This is a genomic window from Nocardioides sp. URHA0032, from assembly GCF_000620645.1.
Lineage (GTDB): Bacteria > Actinomycetota > Actinomycetes > Propionibacteriales > Nocardioidaceae > Nocardioides.
In genome coordinates this window covers 80,242-99,756 of sequence record NZ_KK211159.1, presented here as the reverse complement: position 1 = coordinate 99,756, position 19,515 = coordinate 80,242, and the positions used below count along the sequence as shown (strand labels likewise).

At 71.4% G+C, this 19,515-nt stretch carries 22 protein-coding genes; 12 read left to right on the top strand and 10 right to left on the bottom strand.

What is annotated here, in order from left to right; translation table 11 throughout:
• Positions 1–15 precede the first annotated feature (15 nt).
• Both N538_RS0114175 and N538_RS0114170 read left to right on the top strand, forming a co-directional pair.
• Positions 16–1,659, top strand: a complete 1,644-nt coding sequence (locus tag N538_RS0114175; RefSeq protein WP_028637831.1) for a DUF429 domain-containing protein — start codon at positions 16–18, stop codon at positions 1,657–1,659.
• Between the two features lie 170 nt (positions 1,660–1,829).
• Positions 1,830–2,279 (top strand): DUF222 domain-containing protein, encoded by a 450-nt coding sequence (locus N538_RS0114170; protein ID WP_028637830.1) that lies wholly within the window; start codon positions 1,830–1,832, stop codon positions 2,277–2,279.
• Here the strand turns inward: N538_RS0114170 and N538_RS25500 are convergent.
• Complete coding sequence (locus N538_RS25500) at positions 2,251–2,856, bottom strand: TetR/AcrR family transcriptional regulator (protein ID WP_036570633.1); 606 nt, start codon at positions 2,854–2,856, stop codon at positions 2,251–2,253. The two genes, N538_RS0114170 and N538_RS25500, sit on opposite strands and share 29 nt — an antisense overlap.
• Positions 2,857–3,112: 256 nt before the next feature.
• Here N538_RS25500 and N538_RS0114160 point away from each other — a divergent pair, with 256 nt between their 5' ends.
• The 5 genes from N538_RS0114160 (at position 3,113) to N538_RS0114140 (ending at position 8,335) form a co-directional block, all read left to right on the top strand.
• Positions 3,113–5,305, top strand: a complete 2,193-nt coding sequence (locus tag N538_RS0114160) for an LLM class flavin-dependent oxidoreductase (RefSeq protein WP_028637829.1) — start codon at positions 3,113–3,115, stop codon at positions 5,303–5,305.
• Positions 5,302–6,264 (top strand): LLM class flavin-dependent oxidoreductase, encoded by a 963-nt coding sequence (locus N538_RS0114155; RefSeq protein ID WP_051549296.1) that lies wholly within the window; start codon positions 5,302–5,304, stop codon positions 6,262–6,264. The genes N538_RS0114160 and N538_RS0114155 overlap by 4 nt, the downstream gene beginning before the upstream one ends.
• Complete coding sequence (locus N538_RS0114150) at positions 6,257–6,736, top strand: MarR family winged helix-turn-helix transcriptional regulator (protein WP_028637827.1); 480 nt, start codon at positions 6,257–6,259, stop codon at positions 6,734–6,736. The genes N538_RS0114155 and N538_RS0114150 overlap by 8 nt, the downstream gene beginning before the upstream one ends.
• Positions 6,737–6,951: 215 nt before the next feature.
• Positions 6,952–7,545 carry a TetR/AcrR family transcriptional regulator gene (locus tag N538_RS25495; RefSeq protein ID WP_051549295.1) on the top strand — a complete coding sequence of 198 codons (594 nt, stop codon included), beginning with the start codon at positions 6,952–6,954 and terminating at the stop codon, positions 7,543–7,545.
• Positions 7,490–8,335 (top strand): maleylpyruvate isomerase family mycothiol-dependent enzyme, encoded by an 846-nt coding sequence (locus tag N538_RS0114140; protein ID WP_197025348.1) that lies wholly within the window; start codon positions 7,490–7,492, stop codon positions 8,333–8,335. The genes N538_RS25495 and N538_RS0114140 overlap by 56 nt, the downstream gene beginning before the upstream one ends.
• 315 nt (positions 8,336–8,650) lie before the next feature.
• On the opposite strand, the gene N538_RS0114135 is transcribed toward N538_RS0114140, so the two are convergent.
• Genes N538_RS0114135 through N538_RS0114120 form a run of 4 tightly spaced genes read right to left on the bottom strand, consistent with a single transcriptional unit; the run spans position 8,651 to position 11,172 of the window.
• Complete coding sequence (locus N538_RS0114135; RefSeq protein WP_028637825.1) at positions 8,651–9,025, bottom strand: VOC family protein; 375 nt, start codon at positions 9,023–9,025, stop codon at positions 8,651–8,653.
• 9 nt (positions 9,026–9,034) lie between these two features.
• On the bottom strand, positions 9,035–9,748 hold the full coding sequence (locus N538_RS29530) for an arsenate reductase/protein-tyrosine-phosphatase family protein (RefSeq protein ID WP_028637824.1): 714 nt from the start codon (positions 9,746–9,748) through the stop codon (positions 9,035–9,037).
• A gap of 19 nt (positions 9,749–9,767) precedes the next feature.
• On the bottom strand, positions 9,768–10,157 hold the full coding sequence (locus N538_RS0114125; RefSeq protein ID WP_028637823.1) for a hypothetical protein: 390 nt from the start codon (positions 10,155–10,157) through the stop codon (positions 9,768–9,770).
• A gap of 28 nt (positions 10,158–10,185) precedes the next feature.
• Entirely contained in the window at positions 10,186–11,172 is a 987-nt protein-coding gene (locus N538_RS0114120) for an LLM class F420-dependent oxidoreductase (RefSeq protein ID WP_028637822.1), read from the bottom strand.
• Between the two features lie 42 nt (positions 11,173–11,214).
• Here N538_RS0114120 and N538_RS0114115 point away from each other — a divergent pair, with 42 nt between their 5' ends.
• Complete coding sequence (locus N538_RS0114115; protein WP_028637821.1) at positions 11,215–11,718, top strand: mycothiol transferase; 504 nt, start codon at positions 11,215–11,217, stop codon at positions 11,716–11,718.
• Here the strand turns inward: N538_RS0114115 and N538_RS0114110 are convergent.
• On the bottom strand, positions 11,704–12,990 hold the full coding sequence (locus N538_RS0114110) for an MFS transporter (protein WP_028637820.1): 1,287 nt from the start codon (positions 12,988–12,990) through the stop codon (positions 11,704–11,706). The two genes, N538_RS0114115 and N538_RS0114110, sit on opposite strands and share 15 nt — an antisense overlap.
• Positions 12,991–13,045: 55 nt before the next feature.
• Between N538_RS0114110 and N538_RS0114105 the strand changes: the two genes are divergently transcribed.
• The gene (locus N538_RS0114105; RefSeq protein ID WP_231496224.1) at positions 13,046–13,399 is read left to right on the top strand and encodes a DUF1905 domain-containing protein; all 354 of its coding nucleotides are present in this window, start codon (positions 13,046–13,048) and stop codon (positions 13,397–13,399) included.
• Positions 13,400–13,405: 6 nt separating this feature from the next.
• On the opposite strand, the gene N538_RS0114100 is transcribed toward N538_RS0114105, so the two are convergent.
• Genes N538_RS0114100 through N538_RS0114085 form a run of 4 tightly spaced genes read right to left on the bottom strand, consistent with a single transcriptional unit; the run spans position 13,406 to position 15,786 of the window.
• Entirely contained in the window at positions 13,406–13,762 is a 357-nt protein-coding gene (locus N538_RS0114100; protein ID WP_028637818.1) for a hypothetical protein, read from the bottom strand.
• A 7-nt stretch (positions 13,763–13,769) separates the two neighbouring features.
• On the bottom strand, positions 13,770–14,789 hold the full coding sequence (locus tag N538_RS25490; protein WP_155992107.1) for a glycoside hydrolase family 6 protein: 1,020 nt from the start codon (positions 14,787–14,789) through the stop codon (positions 13,770–13,772).
• Positions 14,790–14,793: 4 nt separating this feature from the next.
• Complete coding sequence (locus N538_RS0114090) at positions 14,794–15,387, bottom strand: maleylpyruvate isomerase N-terminal domain-containing protein (protein WP_028637817.1); 594 nt, start codon at positions 15,385–15,387, stop codon at positions 14,794–14,796.
• An 18-nt stretch (positions 15,388–15,405) separates the two neighbouring features.
• Positions 15,406–15,786: a VOC family protein gene (locus N538_RS0114085; protein WP_028637816.1), complete on the bottom strand. Its 381-nt coding sequence runs from the start codon at positions 15,784–15,786 to the stop codon at positions 15,406–15,408.
• A gap of 102 nt (positions 15,787–15,888) precedes the next feature.
• Here N538_RS0114085 and N538_RS0114080 point away from each other — a divergent pair, with 102 nt between their 5' ends.
• The 3 genes from N538_RS0114080 to N538_RS0114070 are packed head-to-tail and all read left to right on the top strand — an operon-like array spanning position 15,889 to position 19,354.
• A complete protein-coding gene (locus tag N538_RS0114080) occupies positions 15,889–16,242 on the top strand; it encodes a YciI family protein (RefSeq protein WP_028637815.1) in 354 nt (117 codons plus the stop codon).
• Complete coding sequence (locus tag N538_RS25485) at positions 16,239–17,450, top strand: RNA polymerase sigma factor (RefSeq protein WP_036570628.1); 1,212 nt, start codon at positions 16,239–16,241, stop codon at positions 17,448–17,450. The genes N538_RS0114080 and N538_RS25485 overlap by 4 nt, the downstream gene beginning before the upstream one ends.
• Positions 17,447–19,354, top strand: coding sequence for a M3 family metallopeptidase (locus tag N538_RS0114070; RefSeq protein WP_028637814.1), 1,908 nt, complete (start codon positions 17,447–17,449; stop codon positions 19,352–19,354). Before N538_RS25485 ends, N538_RS0114070 begins: the two co-directional genes overlap by 4 nt.
• Positions 19,355–19,515 lie beyond the last annotated feature (161 nt).

Here is a 19,515-nt window from a genome sequence, read left to right as displayed (position 1 = left end):
GGGCAGTCTGACCCCGTGCACTTCGTCGGGATCGACCTCGCCTGGGGCGAGCGGCAGCGGACCGGCCTCGCCGTCCTCGACGCCGACGGCCGGCTGGTGCACCTCTCCAGCGTGCACACCGACGAGGAGATCCGCGACGCGCTGGCGCCGTATGTCGACGGCCCGTGCCGGGTCGGCATCGACGCACCCCTGGTCGTCACGAACCCCACCGGCTCCCGGATCGCCGAGCAGGAGCTCAACCGCGACTTCCGGAGCTTCGAGGCCGGCACGCACCCGTCGAACACCGGCAAGCCCGAGTTCGCGAACGGCACCCGCGGCGCGCGCATCTGCCGGCTGCTCCGCCTCGACATGGACCCGCGGTCGGGCCGCGAGCGGCGCGCGATCGAGGTCTACCCGCACCCCGCGACCGTGGTGCTGTTCGGGCTGCGGAAGACCTTCAAGTACAAGGACAAGCGCGGCCGGACGATCGACTCCATGCGCGGCGAGCTGCTGCAGCTCATGGACCACCTCGAGCGGATCGTGCCCACCGGCCGCACCTGGCAGGCGCTGCGCGCCGACGTCGAGGCCGCGACCCGGAAGAGCGAGCTCGGCCGTGCCGAGGACCAGGTCGACGCGGTCGTCTGCGCGTACGTCGCGTTGTTCGCCGAGCGCTGGCCGGAGCGGGTCACGACGTACGGCGACTTCGAGCGCGGCTACATCGTCACGCCCACGCTGGACGACGCCCACGCCGCGATCCGGAAGGCGATCGAGGAGTACGCGCGACGCCAGCCCCGCCTCGCCGTGGTGGCCGACGAGTACGTCGCGCTGGTGACGTCGGTCCTGGACGAGGCCGGCATCAACTACCTGAGCGTCACCGGGCGGGCCAAGAGCGTCGAGTCGTTCGCGACCAAGGCGGCGCGCACGGACGACGGCGTGCCGGCGTACGCCGACCCGCTGCGCGAGATCACCGACCAGGTCGGCGTCCGCGTGATCACCTACGTGCGCAGCGACGTCACCGCGGTCGCCGACGTCCTGGGAGCACAGCTGAGCGTGCTCGACGACCGCGACCTCGGCCAGGAGACCGCGAGCGAGGGACGGTTCGGCTACGCCAGCCGGCACCTGCTGGTCTCCCGCGAGGACGGCACCGTCGCGCAGGTCCAGGTCCGGACCGTGCTCCAGCACGCGTGGGCCGAGTTCGAGCACGACATCCGCTACAAGGGCAACGTCCCGGCCGAGCACGCCCGGGACTTCGACCGCCGCTTCACGCTCGCGGCCGGGCTGCTCGAGCTCGCGGACCAGGAGTTCACGACGATCCGCGAGCGTCTCCGCGGCGCCTCCGTCGACGAGCCGGCCACGGACGGCATCTCCCCGCGCGAGCTGGCGGCGTACCTCGCGGGGCAGTACGCCGACGCCGAGTGGTCGCGCCCCGACCACTACGCCTGGATCGCGGGCCTGCTGCCCGAGCTCGGCGTCACCACGCTCGCCGAGCTCGGCGACGTCCTGGGGCGCGTCGACGGCGGCGCGCTGGTCGCGAAGATGGACTACCGCTACCCGCCCGGAGCAGTCCGCCGGCTCGACGACGCGCTGCTGGCGGCGTTCGGCGACCAGTACGTCGACCTGCCCGGCAACGCCCACCGGCGGGGGCTGCTGCGCACGCGGCTGGAGCGGATGACGGGCTAGCAGCGGGCGCGGTTGTTGAGGTGAGAGGAGCGCCGGCGCCGAGCCTCGGAACCACCATCCCGGTGCCTGTGGAGATCGGTCGGTGATCGTGACCTGATCGTGACCAGAACCCTTGTGGACAAGGGGATTCTCGGCGCTCGAGTGTCGGTGCCGAGTGCTGTGCTGGATCCATGACGGCGATCGCGACTCCCCGGCACCGGGTCGGTGTCGCGACCGAGCACGTGCACGCCGAGGTCGACGCCGTGGCCGATGCGTCGGTGTGGTCGATGGACCCGGTCGCGCTGCAGCGTGCCGAGGCGCGGCTGGTCGAGCTCAAGGCCCGGGTCGCGGCGTACGCCGAGGACCCGCACGTCGGCCAGGAGGTCGGTGCCTCGTCCGCGGCGAACTGGCTCGCCGACCAGACGAAGGCGACCCGGTCGGCGGCGTACGCCGCGGTGCAGTTGGGTCGTGACCTCGACGCCCATCGGGCCGCCCGGGACGCGCTGGCTGCCGGCCGGGTGTTGGCCGAGCAGGTGCGGGTGGTGATCCGGTGGATCGACCAGCTCCCCGACATCCTGGACGCGCACAGGAGTCGCGGTTCGGGCAGCTCTTTCAGACGCCGTCGTGCTTTTCGGTGGTGACGCCGGCCATCACGATGTCGAAGAGTCGCTCGGCACGCGCTTCGCGGGCCGCTGGCTCGGGGTCGTTCAACTGCCAGATGCCGGCTAGAGCGAGCAGGAGGTCGTCGCGGGTGAGGTCGGGTCGGATCGTGCCTGCCCGCTGGTTGGCCCCGAGGAGGGTGGACACGGCATCGGCGCACCGTGTGTAGCCAAGGGGGGCCGGGTCGTCGCCGGTAGCGATGGACCGGTGCATCGCGAGCCCGAGGTTCGTGTTCGCGACCGCGAACGCTCCCAGTCGGCGCATCCACTCCCGAAGGGCGGGCAAGGGCGCCAGACGGTCAAGCAGCTCGGCCGCGGCGTCCACGAGGCGCTGCACCTCGCGGTCGTAGGCCGCCCACAACAGCGCGTCACGGTCGGGAAAGTGGCGGTAGAGGGTGCCCTGCCCGACGCCGGCCTTCTTCGCAATCGTGCGGAGTGCTACGTCGGGGTCCGCTTCCAGTTGGAGCAGTGCGACGTCGATGATGCGGTCCCTGTTGCGCTGCGCGTCCGAACGAGGTGGACGGCTTGCGAGCGTCGACCTGGTGGGAGGTACCGACATCGGTCCTCCCTCCGTCGATCCGAGCTTGAGCTCCTCGCCTCCACGGTAGCCGTTCGGCTCGTCAACGAGGAGCGCGGTCGATGTGACCCCGTCGGTCGGTCGCCCGGCTCGCACCCGGCCCCGACGCGTCGTGGGCGGGTGCGTGGCGTGCGGGCTGCGCTGGACTCCGGCGACCCGCTGAGGGCCGGTTGATACATCAACCTAAGCGGCGTATATTGGTTGACATGTCAACCACCTATCTCCTTGGAGTGTCGCTGTGACGAACTACGGCCACGCCATCCGGTTCGGTGTCGAGGTTGTCGGTGGTGCCGACGCGCCCGCTGGCTCGGTCGCGCTGGCGGTGCTTGCCGAGGAGCTCGGTTACGACTTGGTGACTTTCCCTGATGGTGTTGGCCTGGGCGGCGCCGATGCGTTGAGCCTGACGGCGTGGACGGCTGGGCGGACGAGGACCGTGCAGATCGCTCCGTCGCGGCTCGACGCCACCGAGCGACCCGCTTCGGTGCTCGCCCGGGGAGCTGGGAGTCTCCAGCTGCTGTCAGATGGTCGGGCGATGCTGGTCCTCGGAGCAGGGTCGGCGGCTGCGGACCTCGACGCCGTCGAGGAGGCCGCCATGGTGATCCGCGCGTTGCAGGACACCACCCGAGACCAGGTCAGTTCGGCCGGAACTCACCACCGTCTGGCCGACGCCGAGCCAGGTCCCGCCTTGGAGCGGGACGTCCCGCTGTGGCTGCAGGGCTCGGACACCGCCGTCGCTGCGCTGGCCGGCCGGCTCGCCGATGGATGGATGGTCGATCTCGAGGAGGTCGGCCTCGAGGGACTCGCGACCCTGAACGAGGTCCTGGACCACGCCGCGACCGATGCGGGGCGCGATGCGCGTGAGGTACGGCGGTCGGTGACCCTGGCCCGCGGCGATGCGGCCGACATCAGCGCTTTGGTCGCACTGGTGGTCGACCACGGCGTGAGCTCCTTGGTGCTCCGTGTCGGGACCGACGACGTGACCACGCTGCGAACGTTCCTGGACGATGTCGCACCCGCGATCCGCGAAGGTGCCGAGCGCGCGCTCCCACAAGGTGCGCTCTCGTCGCGCCCGGTGCGTCGGGCCGACGCCCGAGCGCGTCGCCGACCTGGCATCGCCTACAACGAGGTTCCCGAAGAGTTGGCGGGAACCGCCGTCGAGCCCGGAGATGCAGCGTTCGGCAAGGTGCGCTCGACGTACCTGCGGGGCGGCGACCCCGGCCTGGTGCTGCGGCCGCGCACCGTGGCGGAGGTGGCGAGTGCCGTGGGCTTCGCTCGCGAGCACATGCATCTGCCTCTCGGCATCCGCAGCGGCGGCCACGGCATCAGTGGCCGCTCGACCAACGACGGTGGCCTGGTGATCGACGTCGGCGGGCTCGATGACATCACCGTGCTTGATGAGGCCGCGCGGCTGGTCCGCATCGGGGCGGGCGCCCGCTGGCGCGACGTCGCCCGGGCGCTACAGCCCCACGGATGGGCCCTCAGCTCCGGCGACTATGGCGGGGTGGGCGTCGGCGGGCTCGCCACCGCGGGCGGCATCGGATTCCTCTCCCGCAAGCATGGTCTGACGATCGATCACCTCCGCGCGGTCGACATGGTGCTCGCCGACGGCACCGTCGTGCGGGCCAGCGCGACCGAGAACACCGAGCTGTTCTGGGCAGCCCGGGGCGCCGGCGCGAACTTCGGTGTCGCGGTCGCCTTCGAGTTCGTCGTCGATGAGGTCGACGAGGTGGGCTGGGCCCAGCTCGCGTTCCAGGCCCCCGATCCGGCGGCGTACCTCGAGGCGTTCGGTCGGGTGGTCGCCGACACCCCGCGCGAGACCACACCGTTCCTGATCCTCGGACAGGGGGTCGCGCAGCTGATGGCGATGGTCGACTCCTCCGACCCCGGGGTGATCGTCAGTCAGCTCCAGCCGTTCGCCGAGATCGCACCCCTGGTACAGCAGCAGGTCGTGATCGCCCCGTACGCGGCGGTCATGAACATGTTCCCCGAGACCGCGCACAACGGGCGCGGCGAACCGGTCTCACGTTCAGCCTTCACCCGCGAGATCACCCCCGGATTCGCCTCCGCGTCGGCCGACCTGATCCGCAGCGGCGCATCCCACTGGTACCAGATCCGCACCGTCGGCGGTGCCGTGGCGGACATCGCTCCGGACGCCACCGCATACACGCACCGTGACGCCAACTTCGCCCTCGCCGTGATGGGCAGCAACGCACAGCGCCTGGACCGCTGGTTCGAGCCAGTCCGCCGGCACGCCTCCGGCCTCTACCTCAGCTTCGAGAGCGACCGCCACCCAGACCGGATCGCCGACGCGTTCCCGCCAGCCACCCTGGACCGGTTGCGGCGACTCAAGGCGAAGCTCGACCCCCACAACCTGTTCCAGGACAACTTCAACATCCTCCCCGCCCACGACCACACCAGGAGTGCCACATGAACACCGGCACGAACAGCGGCACGAACACCGGAGCGAGCACCGACGTGACCATCGACTACGGCCACGACCTGCTCTTCGGCACCTTCGTGACCCCCACGAACCACCCCGTCCACCAGGCCGTCGAGCAGGCCGTCGTCGCCGACCGCGCCGGGCTGGACCTGGTCACGTTCCAGGACCACCCGTACGTGGCGAGGTTCCACGACACCTCGACCCTGCTGGCCTACGCCGCCGCCCGCACCGAGCGAATCCACCTGTCGGCGAACGTCACCAACCTCCCGCTCCGCCCGCCGGCCGTGCTCGCCCGGGCGATCGCCACCCTCGACCTGCTCAGCGGCGGCCGGATCGAGCTGGGCATCGGCGCGGGAGCGTTCTGGGACGGCGTCGCCGGCATGGGCGGGCCGCGGCGAGGGCCCGGAGAGTCGATCGAGGCGCTGGAAGAGGCGATCGCGATCATCCGCGGCGTCTGGAACACCGGCGAGTCCGGCGCCCTGTCCGTGCGCGGCCAGCACTACGACGTCCGCGGCGCCAAGCGCGGGCCGGCACCCGCGCACCCGGTAGGTATCTGGGTCGGCGCGTACAAGCCCCGCATCCTGCGCCTGGTCGGTCGCGCCGCGGACGGCTGGCTCCCCTCGATCCAATACCTGCAGAAGGGGCTGCCGGAGCTGGCCGAGATGAACAGTCACATTGACGAATCCGCCCACGCCGCGGGCCGCGAACCGCGCGACATCCGCCGGTTCCTCAACATCGGCGGCCAGTTCGCTGCCCAGGGCCGCGGCTTTCTCCAGGGTCCGCCGAGCCAATGGGCCGAGGAGCTCGCCGAGGTGGCCCTCACCTATGGAACGAGCGGCTTCATCCTCGCGTCCGACGACACGGCCCTGACGCAGACCTTCGCCGCCGAGGTTGCCCCCGCAGTCAGGGAGCTCGTGGCCGACGCTCGCGGAACAGGCCGCCATGAGTGACTGGCTGGACGAAGACGAACAGCGAACCTGGCGCAGCGTCCTGCGGATGCACGCCCAGCTGACCGCCGCCTTGGCCCAGGCGCTCAAGACCGACTCCGACATGTCCATCTCGGACTACGAGGTACTGGCCATCCTCTCCGAGGCACCCGACGGAGTCCTGCGCGCACGCGACCTGCGATCCGAGCTGCAGTGGGAGAAGAGCCGCTTGGCGCACCACATCCGACGCATGGAGCAACGAGGGTACGTCCGCCGGGACGCCTGCACCGATGACCTACGTGCCCCGCTCGTCTGCCTCACCAAGACGGGTCTCGAAGTCATCCGGGCCGCAGCCCCCACCCACGTCGCACGGGTCCGCGAGCTCTTCTTCTCAAGCCTGACGCCCGCCCAGGTACTCGCCGTGCGCGAAGCCGCGGACACGGTGCTGGCAAATATCGCGCGACATGCCGCAGATGAAACGACTCCTCGGAACTGACTGGACCGGCGACCGAGTGGCGCTGGTCCTGCCGCGGCAGGACCAGCGCGACCTGCTGTGCTTCAACACGCGGCTCATCGGCAGATCCGCGCATCCGACAGGCCGATAGACGCGCTCGAACGCGGGTCTCGCGGAAGATGCGGACGGCTTCTTCCGGCGGCGCCGGGTTCCGTGCCTCTTGACAAGGAGCGTTTGGCGGCGGGATTCTCCTAATCATGTTAGGTTCACCTACGCACGATAGGGTTGCCGAACGTCGTAAGGCGGCCCGCCGAGAGATCATCGACGCCGCCTGGGAAGTCGCCCACCAGAAGGGCATCGCCGCCGTCACTCTCAAGGACGTTGCCGACCGGGTCGGGATGCGCCCGCCATCGCTCTACTCGCACTTCGCATCCAAGAACGCCATCTACGACGCCATGTTCGGCCAGGCCTGGCAAGGCTGCCTGGACGCACTGCGCGCCGCCGCGGACCGCGGGCTTCCTGACGACCCGCGAGTGGCGATGACCGTGATGGGCCGCGCCTACTTCGAGTACGCGGTCGCCGACGAGGCCCGCAACCAGCTGATGAACGCCCGGATCAGCGCCGATTTCCAGCCCAGCCCAGAGGCGTACGCGCCCTCGCTCGCTGTTTGGGAGCTGAGCCGGACCCATCTCGCCATGATCGGGGTGACCGCAGAGGCGGACCTCGACCTCTACTCAGCGGTCGTCGGGGGCCTCGTCGACGCCCAGCTGGCCAATGACCCCGGCGGAGAGCGCTATGCGCGGCAGCTCGAACGGGCTATCGGCATGCTCGCCGACCACTTTGGATTCTGAGGAGACTGCCATGCCCACGCAGGTTGCAGACCACGCCACTGTCCATGACTCCCGGTTCGACCACCAGACCGCCATGGCTCTGGCGGCCGAGGAGTACACCCGATTCGCCGACACCCTCGTCGGCCTGGCCGAGGAGGACTGGCAGATGCCCACCAGCTGTACCGGCTGGACGATCCGCGACATGGCCGGGCACACGCTCGGGATGGCCGAGCTCGCAGGGTCGCTTCCTGAGATGGCGCGTCAGCTGATCCGCGCCTCCCGCGCCGCGAAGCGGTCGGGAAAGCCACAGGTCGACGAGCTCACCGACCTTCAGGTTCGCAAGCACGAGCAGCTCAGAGTCGCGGATCTGGTCGGTGCGGTCCAGCGCATCGGGCCCAAGGCGGTCGCCGGGCGCCGCCGTCGGCCGGCGCTGATGCGGGCGATGACCATCATCGACCAGGGGCCGGACGGAGCGAGCCCGGAGCGCTGGAAGGTCGGTTTCCTGACCGACACGATCCTGACCCGTGACCCTTGGATGCACCGCAGCGACATCGCCCAGGCGTTGGGACGACCCATGAAGCTGACCCGCGAGCACGACGGCGTCGTGGTCGCTGACGTGGTTGCCGAGTGGGCCCTCCGGCACGGGCAGCCCTTCGACCTCATCCTGACCGGACCCGCCGGTGGCCGTTGGACGTCCGGCGCGTCCGGCGCGTCCGGTGAGGCGATCAGCCTCGACGCCGAACAGTTCTGCCGGATTCTGTCCGGACGCGGCTCCGGCGCGGGGCTGATGGCGACGTTCGTGCCGTTCTGAACGGATCAGGCCCACAGGTCCACATCAACGCCTCCCTCGTGACGCGGTGGGAACGAACCTGCCAACGCCGCCCTCGCGGGCGCAACGAGCCTCGCTCGTTCCGGCCAAGCGACTTCGCAGACGTGAAGCTCGCCCACCCTGCGGGTCTCTCGAGCGCCCTGCGGACTTGACCGAGCTCCGCCCAGGTCGCATCCCCACTGGTCGCTACGAACCGTCACCCATCGGCATGTCCGGCTGTTCCGCTGGCGCCGACAGGCGCCGAGATGTCTCGTATCCGAATGCGTATCCAACGCGGAGGCACAGCGCGCTGCCCCGTCAGCCCGCAGGCTCGAACAGCTCGACCAGGTTCCCGGCCGGGTCCGCGACCAGGATCTGCCGGCCGCCGGGCCCTGCGGTGACGTCGCTGCGGAACGGGACGTCCGCACCGCGCAGGCGGGCGACCTCGGCCTCGAGGTCGTCGACGAGCACGAGCACGCGGTTGCGGCCGGGTACGGCGGCGTCGTCGGGGGTCGAGCGGTAGCCGGAGCTGGCCGGCCCCGAGATCAGCAGGCGCAGCGGGCCGGAGACGACCTCGGCGAACGCCGGCACCGCGAGCCGGCCGGCGGTGAACCCCAGGTGCGTGGTGTAGAAGTCGAGCGCCGCCTGGACGTCGTCGACCACGTAGCGGACGCTGGCCATCGTCTCGGTCATGTCTCCTCCTCAGGAGTCGTGGGTCAGGGTCGGGAGCAGGTGCCGGACTCGGGCGTCGATCTCGATCGCGGCCGCCACGGTGTCCCGGTAGCCGTCGGGCTCCGGGATGCTCCAGTGGGTGCGCGCGGGCTCGGTGCCGTCGGGAAGAACCTCGCGGGCGCGGTCACAGAGCGTGACGACGCGGTCGAACCGCTGGTCCCCCAGGTCCTCGATGCCGCGCGGCCGGCGGCCGGCGACGTCGATGCCGTACCGCTCGCGGAGCACCCGGACGGCGTGCGGCGCGGTGCGGTCGCGCGGCGAGGTGCCCGCGCTGGCGGCGCGGACGCGGCCGCCGCCGTGGTGGCGCAGCAGCGCCTCCGCGATCGGTGAGCGGGTCCCGTTGCCGGTGCAGACGAACAGGACCGAGGCGGGCGGCAGCCGGCGGGGCTCGGGTGGCGCCGGCACCATCCGCAGCCCGGGGTGCAGTGCGGCGCCGGCCCGGGCCAGGGCGTCGGCACACCGGTCGAGATCCAGGTGGTAGTAGGTGTCGCGCGCGTCGAGGCTGCTCCGGCGAGCGGTGACCAGACCGTCGTCGCGCAGCACCCGGAGGTGGTAGGACACCAGGCTCTGCGGCTCGCCGACCAGCTGCACCAGCTCGCGCACCCGCAGGTCGCTGCGGCCCAGCGCCGTCGCCAGCTGCCAACGGAGCGGGTGGCTCGCGAGGTGGACGAACGGCTCGACCATCCGTCCAAATTACATCAAATCAGTTTGATGCAATAGGTCGCACGCGACGGCGCACCAGGCCGGCCAGCAGCGCGACGACCCCGAGCCCGAGGCCCGCGCCGACGAGCAGGAGCAGCGCGCCGACCGGCCAGATGGTCCCCTCGGCGCACGGGTCGTCGATGGTGATCGCGTCCACGGCGAACAGCACCGTCACCTCGACGGTCGCCGCTGCCGCCGCCGCGACCTCGGCGCGGAGGAACGAGGCGACGACGACGAGCAGGACCATGCCGAGGGCGAGGAGGACGACCTGGGCGGCGTCGTACGGGCCGGTGCACGTTCCCGGGTCCTTCGGCGTGTTCCACCCCAGGCAGGCGACGTAGAGCGCGGCGGTGCCGACGCCGCCGAGAAGGACTCCGAGAAGCTGCCTCATGCCGCGTCGAGGGTAGCCAGCCGCGCGGCTACGGCGCGGCGGCGCGCAGCTTCTCCAGCAGCGGGCCGGCGGCCTCGGCCAGGAACCGGTCCTGCCCCTCGTCCCCGATCTGCACGACCGCGATGTCGGTGAAGCCGGCCTTCCAGTACGCCGAGATCGCCTCGACCGCCTTGTCGAGATCCGGGCCGCACGGGATCGCCCCGGCGACGTCCTCTGGCCGCACGAACTGGGTCGCGCCGGAGAAGCCGGCCGGCGTCGGCAGGTCGGCGTTGACCTGCCAACCACCGCCGAACCAGCGGAACTGCTCGTGGGCACGCTTGACCGCGGTGTCCTCGTCGGGATCCCAGCAGATCGGGATCTGCCCGATCGCGCGCGCGCCGCGGCCGATCTCCGGTGCACCGTCGACGGCGTTCCAGTCCCTCACCAGGGACTCCTCCGGCTCGACGCCGATCAGGTGGTCGCCGAGCGGCGCGAGCGTCTCGATCGCGCGCTCCCCGGCCACGGCCAGGCCGATGTCGACGCCCTCCTCGGGCACGTCCCACACGCGGGCCGAGTCGACCTGGTAGTACTCCCCGCGGTGGTCGACCAGCTCGCCGGTGTGCAGCGCGCGGATGATCTCGACGGCCTCCCGGAGCATGTCCTGGCGGTCCTGGATCGCGGGCCAGCCCTCGCCGACCACGTGCTCGTTCAGGTTCTCGCCGCTGCCGAGCCCGAGCGTGAACCGTCCCTCGGCGAGGATCTGCAGGGTCGCGGACTTCTGGGCGACGACCGCAGGGTGGTAACGCATCGTCGGGCAGGTCACGTAGGTCATCAGGCCGACCCGCGAGGTCGCCTGGGCGACGGCGCCGAGCACGGTCCAGGCGTACGGCGCGTGGCCCTGCTCGGTCAACCAGGGCGAGTAGTGGTCGCTCGACACCTCGAAGTCGAAGCCGACCTCCTCCGCGGCGACGGCGTACCGGACCAGCTCGCGAGGCCCGCTCTGCTCGGTCATCAGGGTGTAGCCGAAGTTGGTCATGGGGCCGGAGTACCCATTCGGCGCGGGCGTAACGTCGGGGCCATGACCCCAGCGGACGTGTACATCGACTTCTTCGAGCGTGTCCTCGAGAACGGCGTCGCCGTCGTCGGCGGCCTCGACGAGGACACCCTCGCGCACCGCCCGACGCCCGACGCCAACTCCATCGCCTGGCTGGTGTGGCACGCGGCTCGCGTCCAGGACGCCCAGATCGCCGACGTGGCCGGCACCGAGCAGGTCTGGTTCACCCAGGGCTGGGTGGACCGGTTCGGCCTGGACCTCGACCCGAACGACCACGGGTACGGCCACACCAGCGAGCAGGTCGGGAAGGTCCGGGCCGGCGGTGAGCTGCTGGCCGACTACCTCCGCGCCTGCCACGACGCGACCGTCGCGTACCTGAAGACCTTGAGCGAGGCCGACCTGGACCGGATCGTCGACGAGCGATGGGACCCGCCGGTCAGCCTCGGCGTCCGGCTGGTCAGCGTCGCGGACGACGACGCCCAGCACGTCGGGCAGGCGGCGTACCTGCGCGGGCTACTCGACCGGTGAGGCCGACCGGGTGACCCGGTAGCGGACGAAGGACGGGACGACGACGGCCGCCGCCACGGTCCCGACCACGACCAGCAGTCCCCCGCCGGCGGCAGCGGCGGCCGTGCCCACCAGCGCCGCGCTGGTGCCGTGCACGACGTCGGCGATCCGGGGCCCGCCCGCGACCACGACGATGAAGACGCCCTGGAGACGGCCGCGGACAGAGTCGTTGGCGGCGCTCTGCAGCATCGAGGTCCGGAAGGCCGCCGACGCCATGTCGGCCGCGCCTCCGATCACCAGCATCAGCAGCGCGACGACCAGCATCGCCTGCTGCCAGTGGTCGGCGAGCCCGACCGCGAGCCCGAAGCCGGTCATCGCCAGGCCCCAGACGAGGATGCAGACGATCACGGCGTACCCCTGCCGATCGACGCGCGACACCCAGCCGGAGAACACGCCGCCGATGACCGCGCCGGCCGGGATCGCCGCGAACAGCAGCGCGAAGACGAGGCCGCCCTCGTCCGGACCGCCGAACGAGAGGTGCGCGATCTCCGGGAACAGCGCCCGCGGCATGCCGAAGACCATCGCGATCAGGTCGACCACGAACGACATCAGCAGCACCGGGTGACCCTTGAGGTAGGTGAAGCCCTCGATCACCGAGCGCAGGCCCGGCGTCCCCTTCGCGGCGTCCTCGACCGGCAGCCGCGGGAGGCGTACGACGGCGCTCAGCGTCGCGAACAGCGTGAACGTGTCGATGAGGTACAGCCACTCGAACCCGAAGACCGGGATCAGCACGCCGGCCACCAGCGGACCGCCGATCGCGCCTGCCTGGAAGATCGTCATGTTGAGCGAGTTCGCCGCGGGCAGCAGCTCGGCGGGCAGCAGCTTCGGCAGCACCGCGCTGCGGGTCGGCTGGTTCACGGCGAAGAACGCCTGCTGGACCGAGAACAGGCCGAGCAGCAGCCACACGTCGGTGTTGCCGAGCGCCGCCTGCAGCCAGAACAGCCCGCTCGTGACGATCAGCCCGGCGGTCGTGCAGATCAGCATCGTGCGCCGGTCGAAGACGTCCGCGAGCGCGCCGCCCCAGAGGCCGAACACGATCAGCGGCACCAGGCCGAACAGGCCGGTCAGGCCGACGTACGCCGACGACCCGCTGATCTGGTAGATCTGGGCCGGCACCGCGACCACCGTGAGCTGGGCGCCGACGACCGTGACGATGTTCGCGAGCCAGAGGCGGCGGAAGTGCTCGTTCCGGAGGGGTCGGGTGTCGGCCACCAGAGCCCGGAACCTGCGCACGATCACCGAACTCTACCGGCGCGGACGTTGTTCCCCGGCGGGTACCGCCGGCTCGATGACCGGGGTCGAGTCGGTGTGGGACCCGTTCTCCGGGGGAGCGATGACTTCGGCCGGCGAGGACGGTCGAAGTGTCATGACGGACATCGACGTGACGTTCGAGGCGGTGCTCCGGAAGAGCGACGCGAAGGGCGGCTGGACCTACGTGGTGTGGCCGAGGTCCGCCGACTTCTTCGGCACCCACGGTCTGGTGAAGGTCCGCGGCACCGTGGACGGGGTCCCGTTCGAGAGCAGCTTCATGGCGCTCGGCGACGGCAACCACAAGCTGCCGGTGAAGTCGGCGCTGCGCGTGGAGTCGGGCAAGCAGGCGGGTGACAGCGTGACCGTGCACCTGGAGGAGAGGATCTCCTGAGGGCCGCTACTCGATGCCGGCGACGAGGTCGAGGTGCTGCAGCAGGTCGTACGCCGTCCGCTCGATCTTCTTGTGCCGCCACTCCGCCGCGCGGTACACGCAGGCGATCAGGCCGCTGCGGTGCACCCGGCGCAGGTCGCCGTACGCGAACGCGTAGCGGGCCTTGGTCTCGTCCTTCGCGCCCTCGGTGAGGCCGAGGTGCCAGGCGGCGTACTCGGCCCAGGAGTGCCCCTCGAGGTAGGCGTTCTCGTCGTCGGCCCGCGGCTGCACCTCGCCCCAGTCGCTGTCCAGGACGTACTGCCGCTTGTCGATCAGGGCGCGCGCGTGGGCGACGGCATCGGGGTTGACTTCGTACGTCGCCATCGCGCGCCTACGGGCAGGAGCCCTGGTCCGAGGTGCCGTCGATCAGCCGGTCGGCGAGCATGTCGCACCACCGGCCGGACGGCCCGCCGCCGTTGACCTGGCCGTCGGACTCGCCGGGGTGCTTGACCCACAGGGTCCCGTCGAAGGCGCCGTCGAAGAGCAGCCGCGGCGCCCTGCCCAGCCGCGCCCAGGTCGGGTTGATGACGTCGTACCCGCTGCCGTCCGGGGGCGCCGCCCCGTTGCGGGAGGTGTCGACGACGTAGTGCTTGCCCGTGATCCCGAGCTTGCGCAGGCCGCGGAGCATCTTCGCGGCGTACGCCTTCTCGTCGGCGAGGGGGCGGAAGTTCGAGACGTTGGTGCTGAAGCCCCGGTCGAAGGCGACGCCGGCCGCCTTGAGGTATTTGGGCCTGGTGTCGTACGGCGTCCAGTTCGAGTGCCCGGCGTCCAGGTAGACCCATGCGCCGGCGCTGCTGAGCTTCCGGGAGGCGTACCGCAGCATGGCCTGCCAGCCGTCGGGCTTGGTCGGGCAGGACTGCACAGAGCTGCTGAAGAGCGGCAGCGCGTCCGGCTCGAGGATCACCAGCGGACGGGTGCCGCGCAGCCCGGCGGCGATCTGCTTGATCCAACCGCGGTACTGCGCGGCGGTCGTGAAGGGGTTGCCGGAGGAGTACTGGCCGCAGTCGCGTCCGGGGATCCCGTAGATCGTCAGCACCGGGGTCTTCCGAGCGGCGGCGGCGTCGCCGGTGTACTCGAGGATCTTGTCCTTCACGTGGCTGGTGTCGTAGGCCTCCGGGATCACCCAGAACGCCTGCGCACGACTGCCGATCTCCTGGCGGTAGGCGCCGCCCTGCTGGTACGCCGGCATCTTCGGGTCGACGAACAGCCCGAGTTTCTTGCGCGGGTCGGTCTTGGCGACGACGTGGTGCCCGACCGGGTCTGCGGCGCTCGGGGCGACCAGGCCGACCACTCCCAGCGCGAGGGCGCCCAGCAGCGCGACCGCGCGCGTCGACACGGACCGAGGGAGCACCCGATCAGGGTAGGGGCTGATCGTCCTCGCGGGGACCGAAGATGCACAGCTCGTCGAGCTGCTCGGGAGACAGCGGCAGTCCCCAGGCCTGCATCTGGGTGCGCGAGCGCCGCGAGAAGATCGCACGGAACAGCTCGTAGCGGTCCACGTCCTCGGGTACCCCGGCGGTGCCGAACTTCATCGGGGCGACGCCGGCCAGCACCGGGGCCCACAGGCCCTCGGGCAGCATCCCGAGACCGAGCGCCTCGTGGAGGTCGGCATGGTGGACCGAGATGTCCCAGACGATCGCCGGGCGCGGGTTGTCGACGGTCGTCTCGACGATCGCGTCCTGGTGGGTGTCCAGCTCCGCGAGCAGGTCGCTGACCGGGAGCTGCTGCCGCTCGCTGACGTGCCGCGAGGTCCACTCGGGGGTCGGCGCCCCGTCCATCCGTCCGGTGACCGCGTCGGACGCGCCCCCTGCCAGGTGGGCAAGCACGTCGTGCACCCGCCATGCGGGCGTGCCCGGGACCGTCGTCCCGAGCTGCTCGTCGGTGAGGTCGCCGGCGAGCGCGGAGACGGCGGCGACGTTGTGCCGGTACAGCACACCCCAGTCGGTCATGGCCAGACGGTAGACCGCTCAGTGCACCGGTGCGAAGAGGCAGAAGGGGTGGCCGGCCGGATCGAGCAGCACTCGGACGTCGTCCTGCGGCTGGTACGGCGCCAGCCCGGCGCCCAGCGCCTTCGCGCGGGCGACACCCTGGTCGAGGTCGTCGACGGCGATGTCGAGGTGCGACTGCATCTGCTGCTCGCCCGGGCCGGACGGCCAGCTGGGTGGCACGTGCCCGTCCTCGAGCTGGAACGCGAGGCCCGCCGTACCGGCCGGCGGCTCCAGCACCACCCACTCCGGCCGGTCCGTCCGGACCTCCCAGCCGAGCAGGTCCCGGTAGAAGGCGGCCAGGCCGCGGGGGTCGGCGGTGCCGAGCACGGTCGACGACAGGCGGAACTCGGGAGCCGACATGGGCCTCACAGTAGGCAGACAGGATTCTTTTCGGGAAGGGTGTCGTACCGGGGTCGCGTCGTTCGTGGAGACAGTGAAGGACCCCGACCCCAGGAGGAAGCCATGACCCAGTACCTGCTCAGCGTGCACAGCGGCCCGGACGACTACGCCCGCCCGCTCGAGGAGATGATGCCGGCCTTCGAGGCCGTCGAGCGCTTCAACGAGAAGGCACGCGACGCCGGCATCTGGGTGTTCGCCGGCGGCCTGAAGCCCGGCGACACCGCCACGACCGTCGACGGCACCGGCAGTGACCCGATCCTCGTCGACGGGCCGTACCTCGAGACCAAGGAGTGGCTCGGCGGCTTCTGGGTCTTCGACCTCCCCGACCGCGACACCGCGATCCGCTGGGCCGTCGAGGCGTCGGCCGCCTGCGGCGGCAAGGTCGAGGTCCGGCCGTTCCAGGACGAGCCTGCGTGACGCAGGCGGCGATCGAGCGGATCTACCGCGAGGAGTACGGCCGGGTGGTCGCCTCGCTGGTACGACGGTTCGGCGACATCGACATCGCCGAGGAGGCGGCCGGCGAGGCGCTGCTGGTCGCGGTCGAGAGGTGGCCGGTCGACGGCGTACCTCCCAACCCGGGCGGCTGGCTGACCACGACCGCCGGCAACCGCGCCATCGACCGGATCCGCCGCGAGTCCCACCGAGACGCGAAGCACCAGGCGGCCCTGATGATCCACGACGACACCCCGCACGAACCGACCGGGCTGGTCGAGGACGACCGGCTGCGGCTCATCTTCACCTGCTGCCACCCGGCGCTCGCGCCGGAGGCTCGCGTGGCCCTGACCCTGCGCCTCCTGGGCGGGCTGACCGTCGGCGAGATCGCGCAGGCGTTCCTGGTGCCGGAGACGACGATGGCGCAGCGGATCACGCGCGCGAAGAAGAAGATCAGCACGGCGAACATCCCGTACCGGGTCCCGGACGCCGACGACCTGACGGCGCGGCTCGGGGGTGTGCTCGCGGTCGTCTACCTGGTCTTCAACGAGGGCTACCTCGCGAGCTCCGGTCAGCACTCGATCCGCGAGGACCTCACCGGCGAGGCGATCCGCCTCGGCCGCATCCTGCGCGAGCTGCTGCCCGGGCAGCCGGAGGTGGCCGGGCTGCTGGCGCTGATGCTGCTCATCGAGGCCCGCCGGCCGACCCGGGTCGACGCCGCCGGCGAGCTGGTGCCGCTGCGCGACCAGGACCGCGGCGGCTGGGACCGGGAGCTGATCGCGGAGGGCCACGCGCTCGTGCGCGAGTGCCTGCAGATCGGCCGTCCGGGGCAGTACCAGCTGATGGCGGCGATCAACGCCGTGCACACCGACGCACCCGACATGTCGGCCACCGACTGGGGACAGATCGCGGCGCTGTACGACCAGCTCTACGCCGTCGCGCCGACCCCCGTCGTCGCACTGAACCGGGCCGTCGCGCTCGCCGAGCTGGACGGTCCCGAGGTCGCCCTCGCGCAGGTCGACGGGCTCGGGCTCACGTCGTACCACGCCTTTCACGCGACCCGGGCCGACCTGCTCCGCCGGCTCGGCCGGAGCGCCGAGGCGCGGGCGGCGTACGACGCCGCGATCGCCGCGACCGAGAACCCGGCGGAGCGGGCGTACCTCTCCAGGCGGCGTGGCAGTCTGGCGCCATGACGCCCCTCGCCCTTCCCACGGCCGACGACGCGCAGGAGTGGGTGGAGGGCCGGACCAGGGACGGACTCGCGGCGGCGCGGGAGCTCGTCGAGGGGCTCCGGTCGGACCCGCCGGCCGACCCCCTCGCACTGCTGCGGCAGTGGGACGAGGTGTCGCGGCACCTGTCGAACGTCGCGGCGACCGCGTCGCTGCTCGCCAACGTGCACCCGCTCGAGGGGGTCCGCACGACCTGCGAGCAGGCGGAGCTGGAGGTCGACCGGTACGTCACCGAGCTGCGCCAGGACCGGCGGCTCTTCGAGGTGTTCGCGGCTGCATCCGCCGACGGGCTCGACCCGGTCGCGGCCCGCCTGCTGACCAAGACCCTCGACGACTTCCGGCGCGCGGGCGTCGACCTCGACGACGAGGCGCGCACCCGGCTGGCGCAGATCAACGAACGGCTGACCGAGGTGGGGCAGGAGTTCGGCCGCAACATCCGCGACGACGTGCGGACCGTCCGCGTGCCGGCCGCCCGGCTCGACGGCCTCCCCCAGGACTGGCTCGACGCGCACCCGGCCGACGAGGACGGCCTGGTCACGGTCACCACCGACTACCCGGACTCGGTGCCGGCCCGGATGTTCGTCCACGACGCGGCCGTGCGCCGCGACGTCACCGTGGCCTTCCTCGAGCGCGGCTGGCCCGAGAACGAGCCGCTCCTGCACGAGCTGTTCGCGCTGCGTGAGGAGCTGGCCAGGCTGGTCGGGTACGCCGACTGGGCGTCGTACGACGCGGACGTGAAGATGATCGGCACGGGGCCGGCGATCCCCGAGTTCATCGACCGGATCACCGATGCGGCCGCCGAGCCGATGCGGCGTGACCTCGGGCTGCTGCTGGAGCGGTACCGCCGCGACGTGCCCGACGCCGGGTGGATCGACTCGGCCGACGCCTCCTACTACGAGGAGCTGGTGCGGCAGGAGCGGCACGACGTCGACGCCCAGCAGGTGCGGACCTACTTCGACTTCGGCCGGGTGCGGCAGGGACTGCTCGACGTGACGGCCCGGCTGTTCGGCATCTCGTACGTCGCGGTGCCGGACGCGCAGGTCTGGCACGAGGACGTCACGGCCCACGACGTGGTGCGGGACGGCGCGCGGATCGGCCGGATCTACCTCGACCTGCACCCGCGCGAGGGGAAGTACAAGCACGCCGCGCAGTTCTCGCTCGTCGACGGGCTGGCCGGGCGGCAGCTCGCCGAGGGTGCGCTGGTCTGCAACTTCAGCCGCGGCCTGATGGAGCACGACCACGTGGTGACGCTGTTCCACGAGTTCGGCCACCTGGTCCACCACGTGCTCGCGGGGTCGGGGGAGTGGACGCGGTTCTCCGGTGTCGCGACCGAGTGGGACTTCGTCGAGGCGCCGAGCCAGATGCTCGAGGAGTGGGCGTGGGACGCCGACGTGCTGCGGACGTTCGCACTCTCGCCGTCCGGCGACCCGATCCCGGCGGACCTGGTCGCGCGGATGCGGGCTGCCGACGACTTCGGGAAGGGCTACCAGGCCCGGACCCAGATGTTCTACGCGGCGATGTCCTACCGGTTCCACACCGACCGGCCCTCCGACCTGACCGCCGCGATGCGCGAGCTGCAGGCCCGGTACTCGCCGTTCGCCTACATCGACGGCACCCACATGTTCGCCAGCTTCGGCCACCTGTCCGGCTACTCCTCGGCGTACTACACCTACATGTGGTCGCTGGTGATCGCGAAGGACCTGTTCTCGGCCTTCGACCCCGGCGACCTCTTCGACGCGGCCGTCGCCGGCCGGTACCGCGACCGCGTCCTCGCCCCCGGTGGCTCCCGCGACGCCGCCGACCTGGTCGCCGACTTCCTCGGCCGGCCCTACACCTTCGACGCGTACGCCGCCTGGCTGGCGCGGTAGGGGCGGCGGGATCCCCGGTCCACCGGGGATCCCGTCGCTTCACGGGCACTGCAGCACCCGACAAGCGCTGGGATACCCGGCTCACCGGGGATCACGCCCTTGTCTCGCCCGAGCAGTCGGCGTACGGTCGCGATATATCGCGACCCGTCGGCGACAGTCAC